Origin of the sequence: Bordetella bronchiseptica, assembly GCF_900636925.1 — a bacterium.
Taxonomy (GTDB): domain Bacteria; phylum Pseudomonadota; class Gammaproteobacteria; order Burkholderiales; family Burkholderiaceae_B; genus Bordetella; species Bordetella pertussis.
The window spans coordinates 553,904-565,499 of record NZ_LR134326.1 but is presented as its reverse complement, the minus strand read 5'-3'; the positions used below and the strand labels follow the sequence as shown (position 1 = coordinate 565,499).

The 11,596-nt window shown below is 69.5% G+C and carries 8 protein-coding genes and 1 riboswitch; of the genes, 6 read left to right on the top strand and 2 right to left on the bottom strand.

The window, feature by feature from the left end:
* The first annotated feature begins 46 nt into the window (after nt 1-46).
* On the top strand, nt 47-1,123 hold the full coding sequence (gene mutY / locus EL288_RS02700) for an A/G-specific adenine glycosylase (RefSeq protein ID WP_010927127.1): 1,077 nt from the start codon (nt 47-49) through the stop codon (nt 1,121-1,123).
* A 10-nt stretch (nt 1,124-1,133) separates the two neighbouring features.
* Here mutY and EL288_RS02695 read toward each other — a convergent pair whose 3' ends face one another.
* Nucleotides 1,134-1,943, bottom strand: coding sequence for a helix-turn-helix transcriptional regulator (locus EL288_RS02695; RefSeq protein WP_033459009.1), 810 nt, complete (start codon nt 1,941-1,943; stop codon nt 1,134-1,136).
* Between the two features lie 89 nt (nt 1,944-2,032).
* On the opposite strand from EL288_RS02695, the gene EL288_RS02690 reads away from it, so the two are divergent.
* Nucleotides 2,033-2,806, top strand: a complete 774-nt coding sequence (locus EL288_RS02690) for a class I SAM-dependent methyltransferase (protein WP_003815086.1) — start codon at nt 2,033-2,035, stop codon at nt 2,804-2,806.
* Between the two features lie 131 nt (nt 2,807-2,937).
* On the opposite strand, the gene metH is transcribed toward EL288_RS02690, so the two are convergent.
* Nucleotides 2,938-6,711, bottom strand: coding sequence for a methionine synthase (gene metH / locus EL288_RS02685; RefSeq protein WP_010927128.1), 3,774 nt, complete (start codon nt 6,709-6,711; stop codon nt 2,938-2,940).
* Nucleotides 6,712-6,816: 105 nt separating this feature from the next.
* Nucleotides 6,817-6,975, top strand: a riboswitch (cobalamin riboswitch).
* 72 nt (nt 6,976-7,047) lie between these two features.
* Here metH and EL288_RS02680 point away from each other — a divergent pair.
* From EL288_RS02680 to thiD, 4 genes are all read left to right on the top strand, one after another.
* On the top strand, nt 7,048-8,937 hold the full coding sequence (locus EL288_RS02680; protein WP_003815090.1) for a TonB-dependent receptor domain-containing protein: 1,890 nt from the start codon (nt 7,048-7,050) through the stop codon (nt 8,935-8,937).
* An 11-nt stretch (nt 8,938-8,948) separates the two neighbouring features.
* A complete protein-coding gene (locus EL288_RS02675) occupies nt 8,949-9,842 on the top strand; it encodes a cobalamin-binding protein (RefSeq protein ID WP_003815092.1) in 894 nt (297 codons plus the stop codon).
* A gap of 103 nt (nt 9,843-9,945) precedes the next feature.
* Entirely contained in the window at nt 9,946-10,743 is a 798-nt protein-coding gene (locus EL288_RS02670) for a thiazole synthase (protein WP_033446412.1), read from the top strand.
* Nucleotides 10,740-11,591, top strand: a complete 852-nt coding sequence (thiD, locus tag EL288_RS02665; protein WP_003815096.1) for a bifunctional hydroxymethylpyrimidine kinase/phosphomethylpyrimidine kinase — start codon at nt 10,740-10,742, stop codon at nt 11,589-11,591. Before EL288_RS02670 ends, thiD begins: the two co-directional genes overlap by 4 nt.
* Nucleotides 11,592-11,596: the final 5 nt, after the last annotated feature.

Genomic DNA, 11,596 nt, shown 5'->3' with positions numbered 1-11,596 from the left:
TCTTTGTACCCGGCCCGACCCGTCCCCGCAATAGGGCAATGCGATAATGGCGCCCATGGACTTCGCCTCCCGCATCACGGCCTGGCAGGCCCGCCACGGCCGCCACGATCTGCCCTGGCAGAACACCCGCGACCCCTATCGCATCTGGCTCTCGGAAATCATGCTGCAGCAGACGCAGGTGGCGACGGTCATTCCGTATTACCAGCGCTTCCTGGAACGTTTTCCCGATGTGGCCGCCCTGGCGGCGGCGCGCCAGGAAGATGTCATGCCCTACTGGGCCGGCCTGGGCTACTACGCGCGCGCCCGCAACCTGCACCGCTGCGCGCAGGAAATCATGCAGCGCTGCGGCGGCCGCTTTCCCCCGCGCGCCGAAGAGATCGCCACCCTGCCCGGCATCGGCCGCTCCACGGCCGCGGCCATCGCCGCCTTCGCCTACGGCGAGCGCAGCCCCATCATGGACGGCAACGTCAAGCGGGTGTTCACGCGCCACTTCGGCATCGAGGGCGACCCTGCCCGCCGCGCGGTGGAACAGCAGCTATGGGCGCTGGCCGCGGCCCAGGTGCAGGCCGCGCCGGATCTCGACATGCCCGGCTATACACAGGGATTGATGGACCTGGGCGCCACGCTGTGCACGCGCGGCAAGCCGGCCTGCGAACGCTGTCCGGTGGCGCAGTCCTGTATCGCGCGCCGCGACGGACGCCAGGCCGAACTGCCCACGCCCAAGGCGCGCAAGGCCATCCCCGAACGCAGCACGGCCATGCTGGTGCTGCACGGCCCCGACGGCATCCTGCTGCATCTGCGCCCCGCGCCGGGCATCTGGGGCGGCCTGTGGAGCCTGCCCGAATGCGACCCCGCCCACGACCCGGGCGCGGCGGCCCGCGAGCTGGGCCTGCAGGCCGAGGCGCCGGTCGAACTGGCCGCCTTCGCCCACACGTTCACCCACTACCGGCTGCATGTGCGGCCCTGGTATCTCGCGGTGCGCGGCGCGGCGCTGCGCCAGGCGGCCACGCCGGAACGCTGGGTCAGCCCCGCCGAACTGCCCGCCACCGCGCTGCCCGCCCCGGTGCGCAAGCTGCTCGACGGCCTGCTGGCCGCCCTGCCCGCGCCGCCGCGCCAGGCATAGCGCCGACGCCCTACGAGGGCAACAGCATCACCAGCTTGAGTTCCGGGTGCGTGGCCAGCCTGAAGGTGATCTGCTGCAGGTTCTGCCGCCCGCTGCGCGGGTGCTGGAACTCGCGCAGGCCGCCCTCGCGCTCGACCACGGCGTGGCGCGTCCACCAATGCGCGAAGACCGGGCTGGCGCGGTTGAGTTCGTCGAGCAGCGCGACCACGTCGGCCTCGTCGAGGTGGGCCCCCGCGTCGGCGCGAAATTCGGCCACCACGCGGCGGGCGCGCTGGTCCCAATCGACCACCAGCTCGCGCGCGGCCGGGTCCAGGAAGATGTAGCGCAGCAGGTTGGGCTGCGCGTCGCGCAGCGGCCAGTCGTCGAACAGCTCGCGCATGGCGGCGTTGCTGGCCAGCAGGTTCCAGGCGCGGTCCAGTGCGTAGGCTGGCGCGTCGATGGCATCGACACAGGCCTGCAGCGACGCGGGCGCATCGCCGCCCTCGTCGCGCGGCTGCTGCGGGTCGGCGCATTCGGCCAGCTCGAACAGATAGGCGCGCTCGGCGCGCGCCAGGTGCAGGACATTGGCGATACGCGCCCATACCGCAGGCGATACGGTGACTTCGCGGCCCTGCTCGATCCAGGTGTACCAGGTGACGCTGATGTCGGAGAGCTGCGCCACTTCTTCGCGCCGCAGGCCCGGCGTGCGGCGCCGCGAACCGGCCGGCAGCCCGGCCATCTGCGGCGTGATGCGGGCGCGCGCCGTGCGCACGAATTCGCCCAGCGCCTGCCGGCGCCGGGCCGAGCCTTCATGGGCGGCCAAATGGGTAGCACTGTTCATACCAGGATGAGCAATAGGCTTGTACGCGTATCGGAAGCCTTCTATCTTACTCGTGCCGCACCCGCGGCCCCTGCCTACCAAGGATTTCCATGTCAGCCACACCCACCCACGACGCCGCCGTCGAACGCCAATTCAGCCCCCGCGCCAGCGCCTACCTGACCAGCGCCGTCCATGCCCAGGGCGAAGACCTGCTGCAGATGGCCGCCATCGCCCGCGAACACCCCGGCGCGCGGCTGCTGGACCTGGGCACCGGCGGCGGGCACGTCAGCTTCCATGTGGCGCCCCATGTGGCCGAAGTCGTGGCCTATGACCTGTCGCAGTCCATGCTGGACGTGGTGGCCGGCGAAGCCGCGCGCCGCGGCCTGGCCAACCTGCGCACCTGTCGCGGCAAGGCCGAGGCGCTGCCGTTCGGCGATGGCGAGTTCGACCTGGTAATGAGCCGCTATTCCACCCATCACTGGGAAGATCCGGGCCAGGCCCTGCGCGAGGCCTGCCGCGTGCTCAAGCCCGGCGGCATCGCGGTATTCGCCGATGTCGTCAGCCCGGGCGAAGCCCTGCTGGACACCTGGCTGCAGACCATCGAAGTCCTGCGCGACACGTCGCACGTGCGCGATTATTCGGCCGCCGAATGGCTGCGCATGGCGGCCGAGGCCGGGTTGGTCACGCAGGGCATGACCGCGCGCCGGCTGCCGCTGGAATTCACCTCGTGGGTCGAGCGCATGCGCACGCCGCCCGAGCTGGTGACGGCGCTGCGCGCCATGACGGACATCGCGCCCGCGCCGGTGCGCCGGCACTTCGCCATCCAGCCCGACGGCTCGTTCACCAGCGACACGTTGACGCTGGTGGCGGTGCGTCCGGCCTAGGCCTGGGACTCATGGCGTCTGCCCGTGCGTGTGCCTGTCCCCGGGGGGACAGGCACACTGCGTGACGGGGGGGTGCCTGTCCCGGCGGGGACAGGCACCCGGATTCCCGGGCACAGGCCGCGCCGGCCCCGCTAGCCCAGGTTCGGCGCCAGGGTGCGGCGCACGTCCTCTTCGGCGCGGCCGCTGCGCGCCACGTAGTCGGCCAGCTGGTCGGCGCCGATGTTGCCCACGTTGAAATACTGCGACTCGGGGTGGCTGAAATAGAACCCCGAGACGCTGGAGGCCGGGAACATGGCGTAGCTGTCGGTCAGCTCCATGCCGACGTCGGCGGCGTCCAGCACGCGGAACAGGTCCGTCTTGACCACGTGCTCCGGGCAGGCCGGATAGCCGGGCGCCGGCCGGATGCCGCTGTACTTCTCGGCGATCAGCTCATCGTTGGACAGCGCCTCGTCCGCCGCGTAGCCCCACAGGTCGCGGCGCACGCGCGCGTGCATGCATTCGGCGAACGCCTCGGCCAGCCGGTCGGCCAGCGACTTCAGCATGATGCTGGAGTAGTCGTCCAGCGCCGCCTGGAACTCGGCCTCTTTCTTCTCGATGCCCAGGCCCGCGGTCACGGCGAACATGCCGATGTAGTCGAGCAGGCCGCTGTCGCGCGGCGCGATGTAGTCGGCCAGGCACTTGTTGCTGACGCCTTCGCGCTTGACGCCCTGCTGGCGCAGGTTGCGGTAGGTGAACAGCACCTCGCTGCGCGTCTCGTCCGCGTAGACCTCGATGTCTTCGTCATTGACGCGGTTGGCCGGATAGAAGCCGACCACGCCGCTGGCGGTCAGCCAGCGCCCGTCGATGATGCGCTTGAGCATGGCCTGGCCTTCCTCGTAGACCTTGCGCGCCTGCTCGCCCACCACCTTGTCGTCCAGGATGGCGGGGAACGGGCCGAACAGGCTCCACGTCTGGAAGAACGGCCCCCAGTCGATATAGCGCGCGATCTCGGCCAGGTCGTAGCTCTTGAAGGCGCGCCGGCCCAGGAACTTGGGGCGCGGCGGCTGGTAGCCGGACCAGTCGATCTGCGGGCGCGCCGCGCGCGCCTCGGCCAGCGACACCAGCGGCACCGCCTTGCGGTTGGCATGGCGGCGGCGCACATCCTCGTACTCCTGCGCCAGCTCCGCCAAATAGGCCGGGGCCTGGTCGGACATGAGGCTGGTCGCCACGCCGACCGAACGGCTGGCATCGGGCACGTAGATCACCGGACCGTCGTAGTTGGGCGCGATCTTGACCGCCGTATGGACCCGGCTGGTGGTCGCCCCGCCTATCATCAGCGGCATGGCGCGCTCGCGGAAATAGGGGTCGCGCTGCATTTCTGAAGCCACGTAGGCCATCTCTTCGAGGCTGGGCGTGATCAGGCCGGACAGGCCGATCATGTCGGCGTTCTCGTCCTTGGCCTTCTGCAGGATCTGGGCGCACGGCACCATCACGCCCATGTTCACGACTTCGAAGTTATTGCACTGCAAGACCACCGACACGATGTTCTTGCCGATGTCGTGCACGTCACCCTTGACGGTGGCGATCACGATCTTGCCCTTGGCGCGCACATCGCCGCCCGCGGCCGCGATCTGGCGCTTTTCCTCCTCGATGAAGGGAATCAGGTGCGCCACCGCCTGCTTCATCACGCGCGCCGACTTCACCACTTGCGGCAGGAACATCTTGCCCGCGCCGAACAGGTCGCCGACCACGTTCATGCCGTCCATCAGCGGACCTTCGATCACTTCGATGGTGCGCCCGCCGCGCGCGGCGACCTGCTGGCGCACTTCCTCGGTGTCCTCGACGATGAAGGTGGTGATGCCGTGCACCAGGGCATGCGCCAGGCGCTGCTCGACCGAGCCGGTGCGCCAGGTCAGGTCTTCTTCCTTCTTCGCGCCCGAGCCCTTGACGGTCTCGGCAAACTGCACCAGCCGTTCGGTGGGCGAGCGCTCGTCGGCCGAATCGCTGCGGCCCACCGGCTCGGGGCGGTCCAGGATGACGTCCTCGACCAGGTCGCGCAGGTGCGGCGCCAGGTCGGCATATACGCCCAGCTGGCCCGCGTTGACGATGCCCATCGTCAGGCCGGCCTCGATGGCGTAGTACAGGAAGACGGTATGGATCGCCTCGCGCATCGGCTCGTTGCCGCGGAACGAGAAGCTGACGTTCGAGATGCCGCCCGAAATGCGGGCATGCGGCAGGTTCGCGCGGATCCAGCGCGCGCCTTCGATGAAATCGACGGCGTAGTGATTGTGTTCGTCGATGCCGGTGGCCACCGCGAACACGTTGGGATCGAAGATGATGTCCTCGGGCGGGAAGCCCTCTTCCTCGACCAGGATGCGGTAGGCGCGGCCGCAGATTTCCTTGCGGCGCTCCAGCGAGTCGGCCTGCCCCTGTTCGTCGAAGGCCATGACCACCATGGCCGCGCCATAGCGGCGGCACAGGCGCGCATGATGGCGGAATGGCTCCTCGCCTTCCTTCATGGAGATCGAGTTGACCACGGCCTTGCCCTGCACGCACTTCAGGCCGGTCTCGATCACTTCCCACTTGGAACTGTCGATCATCACCGGCACCCGCGCGATGTCGGGCTCGGACGCGATCAGGTTGAGGAAGCGGTGCATACAGGCCACCGAGTCCAGCATCGCCTCGTCCATGTTGACGTCGATGATCTGGGCCCCGTTCTCGACCTGCTGGCGCGCCACGGCCAGCGCCTCGTCGTATTTCTCCTCGCGGACCAGGCGGGCGAACATCTTGCTGCCCGTCACGTTAGTGCGCTCGCCCACGTTGACGAACAGGGTCTCGTCGTCGATGTTGAGCGCCTCCAGGCCCGACAGGCGGGTCTTGACCGGCACCTCGGGCACCGCGCGCGGCGTCAGCGAGGCCACCTTGCCGGCGATGGCGCGGATGTGTTCGGGCGTGGTGCCGCAGCAGCCGCCGGCCATGTTGACCAGCCCGGCCTGGGCGAACTCTTCCAGCAGGGCCGAGGTATCGGCCGGCGTTTCGTCAAAGCCCGTCTCGGCCATGGGATTGGGCAGGCCGGCGTTGGGATAGACGCACACATAGGTGTCGCAGATCTTGGACAGCTCGGCCACATACGGACGCATCAGCGCCGCACCCAGCGCGCAGTTCAGGCCGATGGTGACCGGCCGCGCATGGCGCACCGAGTTCCAGAACGCCTCGACGGTCTGGCCGGACAGGATGCGGCCCGACGCATCGGTCACGGTGCCCGAAATCATCACCGGCAGGCGCACGCCGCGCGCCTCGAACGTTTCCTCGACGGCGAAGATGGCCGCCTTGGCGTTGAGCGTATCGAAGATGGTTTCGATCAGGACGATATCGATGCCGCCGTCGAGCAGGCCATTGAGCTGCTCGACATAGGCCGCGCGCAGCTCGTCGAAGGTGACGTTGCGCGCCCCCGGGTCGTTGACGTCGGGCGAGATGGACGCGGTCTTGGGCTGCGGCCCCAGCGCCCCGGCCACGAAGCGCGGATGCTCGGGGGTGCTGTAGGCGTCGCAGGCGGCGCGCGCCAGGCGGGCCGACTCCAGGTTCATCTCGTAGGCCAGCTCCGGCAGGTCGTAATCGCCCTGGGCGATCGACGTGGCGCCGAAGGTGTTGGTCTCGATCACGTCGGCGCCGGCCTCGAGGTACTGCCGGTGGATTTCCGAGATCACGTCCGGGCGCACCAGCGACAGCAGCTCGTTGTCGCCCTTGAGATCCTTGTGGTGCTCGGCGAAGCGCTCGCCGCGGAAATCGGCCTCGCCCAGCTTGTAGCGCTGGATCATCGTGCCCATGGCACCATCCAGGATCAGGATGCGCTTGTCCAGTTGGCGGACGAACTCGCCGCCATGCGTGTAGGCGGACAGCGGGAAGGGGATGCGGGGATAAGGCACGGTTTGTCCTGAGATGGGCGCGCGGTGTGGCAAAAAGGCAAGAAACGACCCAAAAATCAAGCTGACATGGTAACAAAATGGGCATTTCCCTGCCCCGCGGTGATACAGTTCTGGCCCCGAACCGGTGCTTTCGGCAAGTACGCTTGCGCGGAAGGTAAACGGGAAACAGGAAGGCCCTGCCCAGCCTGTGCTGCCCCCGCAACGGTCCCCATGGCGCGCGACGCGCCGTGGCAGCCCGATACCGGCCGGTTCGACAGCGAGGATGCGCCGCCCGCGGCCATGCTCATTTTCGTGAACGACGTGCGGGGTCGCGCGTCACACTGAGAACCATCCGTTATGAAATCCCGCTCACTCCGGCGCTGCGCCGGTGTCCTGGCCTGTGCCGCTCCGTTGGCCGGCCACGCCCAGGCCGGCGCCGCCGCCGGCCAACCCATCCCCGAACTCGATCCGGTCGTCGTCACCGCCGCGCGCTCGCCCCAGCTGCTCAGGAATGTGCTGGCCGACGCCAGCGTGATCGAGCGCGATACGCTGGCGCGCGCCGGCCAGTCCAGCCTGGCCGAAGTGCTGGCGCAGCAGCACGGCATCGAATTCGCCGACAGCGGCGGCCCGCAAAGCGTCACCAGCCTGTTCATGCGCGGCGCCAACAGCAACCAGACCCTGGTCCTGCTCAACGGCCAGCGCATCAACAACGCCAACGGCGGCGGCATTGCGCTCAACGCGCTGCCGCCGCAAGCCATCGAACGCATCGAGATCGTGCGTGGCGCGGCCAGCAGCCTGTACGGGGCCGACGCGATCGGCGGCGTGATCAACATCATTACCCGCGAGCCGGGCGACAAGGCGCTGTCGGCCTATGCCAACGCCGGTTACGGCACCTACGGCACCAGCCGCTACGACGCCGGCGTATCGGGCGCGGCCGACGGCTTCAGCTACAGCCTGTCCACCGGCTATGGCCAGAGCCATGGCTTCAACGCCACCAACCGCCGCTCGTTCTCGTACAACCCGGACAAGGACAGCTACTACCAGAACTACGCCACCGGCACGCTGGGCTACGAATGGCGGCCCGAGCAGAAAGTGGTGGCGCAGGTCTACCGCAGCCGCATCAACGGCGGCTACGACGCCTCGGCCTCGTACGACTACAACGACCGCTACATCCAGGACCTGCAGGCCTATTCGCTGGCCAGCGAGAACCGCCTGACCCGCTACTGGAAGAGCACGCTGCGCGCCGGCTATGTGGAAGACAAGAACGATTCGCGCGCCGAAGGCATGTTCGAAGACAACAACACGCGCTTCCGGACCCGCCAGATGCAGTACCTGTGGCAGAACGACTTCACCCTGGCCGCCGGCCAGACGCTGACGCTGGCCTACGAGCACCTGGACCAGCGCGCCGACGGCCAGATGAGCACCCCCACCGGCATCGGCAACTACACCGAGACGCGCCGCCACGTGAATTCGTACACCGGCGTCTACCTGGGCGATTTCGGCCGCCACCATGTGCAGGCCAGCCTGCGCAACGACGACAACTCGCAGTTCGGCAGCCACACCACCGGCGGCCTGGCCTACGGGTTCGACCTGACGCCCAACCTGCGCGCCACCGTGGCCGCCAACACGGGCTTTCGAGCGCCGTCGTTCAACGACCTGTACACGCCGACCAGCGCGTTCGGCTATCGCGGCAACCCCGACCTCAAGCCGGAAGAGTCGCGCAACGCCGAGATCGGCCTGAAGTACCAGGACGAGGACAGCGAGCTGGGCGTGGTGTATTACCAGACCCGCATCAAGAACCTGATCCAGGTGACCGAGGACTTCAGCACGGTCGAGAACGTCGGGCGCGCCCGCCTGCAAGGCTTCACCATCAGCGGCGCGCACCGCTTCGGCAACACGCGCCTGCGCGCCAGCCTGGACCTGAGCAACCCGCGCAACGAAGACACCGGCAAGCAATTGCTGCGCCGCGCCCGCACGGTGCTGCGCGCCGGCATCGACCATCGCTTCGACCGCCTGCTGGTGGGCGCCGAATGGTACGCCTCGGACGAGCGCTACGACTACGGCTTCCCCGAGGAAAAGCGCCTGGGCGGCTACGGCCTGGTCAACCTGACCGCGGCCTACGACCTGAGCCGCAACATGCAGGTGCAGGTGCGCTGGAACAACGTGCTCGGCCAGCGCTACACCTTGGCCGACGGCTACAACACGGCCGGCTCGAACGCCTTCGTCAACCTGTCGTGGCGCATGTAGGCAGGCCCGCCATGTCCGCCGCCCGCCTCGCCCCGCGCCTGATCGCCCTGACCGTGGCCGCGCTGGCCGCGCCGGGCGCGGCCGGCGCGGCGCCCGTGCGGGTGGTCGACGACCAGCGGCGCACTGTCGAGCTGGCCCAGCCGGCGCGCCGCGCCATCGCGCTGGCGCCGCACGCCGCGGAACTGGTCTACGCGGCCGGCGCCGGCGACCGGCTGGTCGGCGCGGTGCGCGGCACCGACTACCCGCCCGCGGCGCGCCAGTTGCCCAGCGTAGGCGACGCCATGCAGCCCGACCCCGAACGCATCGCCGTCCTGCGCCCCGACCTGCTGATCGGCTGGCAACCCGCCGCCGGCGCGCCGCTGGCCCCGATCGCGGCCCGGCTGGGCGCGGCGCTGTACTACAGCGACCCGCGCACCCTGGCCGATATCCCGGCCGCCATCGAGCAACTGGGACGCCTGTTCGGCACCGAAGCGCAGGCCGACGCCGGCGCGGCCGCCCTGCGCGCGCGCCTGGCGGCCCTGGCCGCGCGCTATGCCGGCAAGGCGCCGGTGCGGGTATTCGTGCAGGCGGGCACCGATCCGCTGTTCACGCTCAACGACCACAGCATCGTCGGCGACGTGCTGCGCCTGTGCGGCGGGGTGAACGTCTACGGCCAGGCCCCCATCCTGGCGCCCCAGGTCACCCTGGAAGGCGTGCTGGCCGCGCGTCCGGACGCCATCGTGGCCGGCGTAGACGGGACCGCCGACGCGGCCGCCACCCTGCGGGCCTGGCAGGCCGCCGGCGTGCCGGCCGCCCTGCGCGGCCATGTCTATGGCATCGACGCCGACAGCCTGTACCGCCCCACCGGCCGCCTGATCGACGCCGCCGAGCAGCTGTGCGCGCGCCTGGACGAGGCGCGCGGCTGAGCCCGCGCCGCCGGCCAGCCCCGGCGTGCTTTATCATTGGCCCTACCGCCGCAAACACTCTTGCGCACGCGCGCCTGCGCGTCGCGCCTACCGAAGCATCGCCATGACCACTGAAGATACCCTCACCATCGCCGGCCGCAGCTACCAATCGCGCCTGCTGGTCGGCACCGGCAAATACCAGGATTTCGCGCAGACGCGCGCCGCGCTGGACGCCAGCGGCACCCAGATCGTCACCGTCGCCATCCGCCGCACCAATATCGGCCAGAATCCGGATGAGCCGAGCCTGCTCGACTTCGTGCCGCCGTCGCAGTTCACGCTGCTGCCCAACACCGCCGGCTGCTACAGCGCCGACGATGCGGTGCGCACGCTGCGCCTGGCGCGCGAACTGCTCGACGGCCATGACCTGGTCAAGCTGGAGGTGCTGGGCGACCCGCAGAACCTGTTTCCCAACATGCCGGAAACCCTGAAAGCCACCAGGACGCTGGTCGACGAAGGCTTCAAGGTCATGGTGTATTGCACCGACGACCCGATCCAGTGCCGCATGCTGGAAGACCTGGGCGCGGTCGCGGTGATGCCGCTGGCCTCGCTGATCGGCTCGGGCATGGGCATCCTGAACCCCTGGAACCTGCGCCTGATCATCGACCAGAGCAGCGTGCCGGTGCTGGTCGACGCCGGCGTGGGCACCGCCTCGGACGCCGCCATCGCCATGGAGCTGGGCTGCGACGGCGTGCTCATGAACACCGCCATCGCCGGCGCGCGCGATCCGATCCTGATGGCCAGCGCGATGCGCAAGGCGGTCGAGGGCGGCCGCGAGGCCTACCTGGCCGGCCGCGTGCCGCGCAAGCTGTACAGCGCGGCCCCCAGCTCGCCCACCGAAGGCCTGATCGCCGCAGTCAAATGAACCACCCTGCCTCTTCGGCGACGCCCCGTGGCGAGCGCCGGATCCCCAACGCGCTGAGCATCGCCGGCGTCGATCCATCCGGCGGCGCCGGCGTGCTGGCCGACGTCAAGGCCATGAGCGCCCTGGGCGCCTACGGCTGCGCGGTCATCGCAGCCATGACCGCGCAGAACACCCAGGGCGTGACCGGCATCTCGCCGGTGCCGGCCGAGTTCGTCGGCCTGCAGATCGACACGCTGTTCGCCGATGTGCCCATCGACGCCGTCAAGCTGGGCATGCTGGGCCAGGAAGCCGTCACCCTGGTGGTGGCCGAAAAGCTGGCGCGCTGGCAGCCGGCGCACATCGTGCTCGACCCGGTCATGGTGGCCAAGAGCGGCGACCTGCTGCTGGAGCGCCGCGCCGTGGGCGCGCTGCGCGAGACGCTGCTGCCGCTGGCCACGCTGCTCACGCCCAACCTGCCCGAGGCCGGCGTGCTGCTGGACGAACGGCCGGTCGAGACCCTGAAGGAAATGCGCCGCGTCGCCGAACGGCTGCGCAACCGCATGACCCACGCGGGCCAGCGCTGGGTCATGGTCAAGGGCGGCCACCTGCCCGGCAACGAAACCATAGACCTGCTGCACGACGGCGACCGCATGATCGAACTGCCGGGCCATCGCATCGAAACGCCCAATACGCACGGCACGGGCTGCACCCTGTCGGCCGCCCTGGCGGCCCTGCTGCCGCAGAGCCCGGACGTACCCGAGGCTGCCCGCCGGGCCAAGGCCTACCTGACCGAAGCCATCCGGCAGGCCGACCGCCTGCAGGTCGGCAGCGGCCACGGGCCGGTGCATCATTTCCATGCTTGGTGGTAGTGCCG

What these genes read in the sequence shown, in the direction of transcription:
- thiD (WP_003815096.1), top strand. Translation starts at nt 10,740, where the DNA reads ATGAACCACCCTGCCTCTTCGGCGACGCCCCGTGGCGAGCGCCGGATC.
- EL288_RS02680 (WP_003815090.1), top strand. Translation starts at nt 7,048, where the DNA reads ATGAAATCCCGCTCACTCCGGCGCTGCGCCGGTGTCCTGGCCTGTGCC.
- EL288_RS02695 (WP_033459009.1), bottom strand. Translation starts at nt 1,943, where the DNA reads ATGAACAGTGCTACCCATTTGGCCGCCCATGAAGGCTCGGCCCGGCGC.
- mutY (WP_010927127.1), top strand. Translation starts at nt 47, where the DNA reads ATGGCGCCCATGGACTTCGCCTCCCGCATCACGGCCTGGCAGGCCCGC.
- EL288_RS02690 (WP_003815086.1), top strand. Translation starts at nt 2,033, where the DNA reads ATGTCAGCCACACCCACCCACGACGCCGCCGTCGAACGCCAATTCAGC.
- EL288_RS02675 (WP_003815092.1), top strand. Translation starts at nt 8,949, where the DNA reads ATGTCCGCCGCCCGCCTCGCCCCGCGCCTGATCGCCCTGACCGTGGCC.
- EL288_RS02670 (WP_033446412.1), top strand. Translation starts at nt 9,946, where the DNA reads ATGACCACTGAAGATACCCTCACCATCGCCGGCCGCAGCTACCAATCG.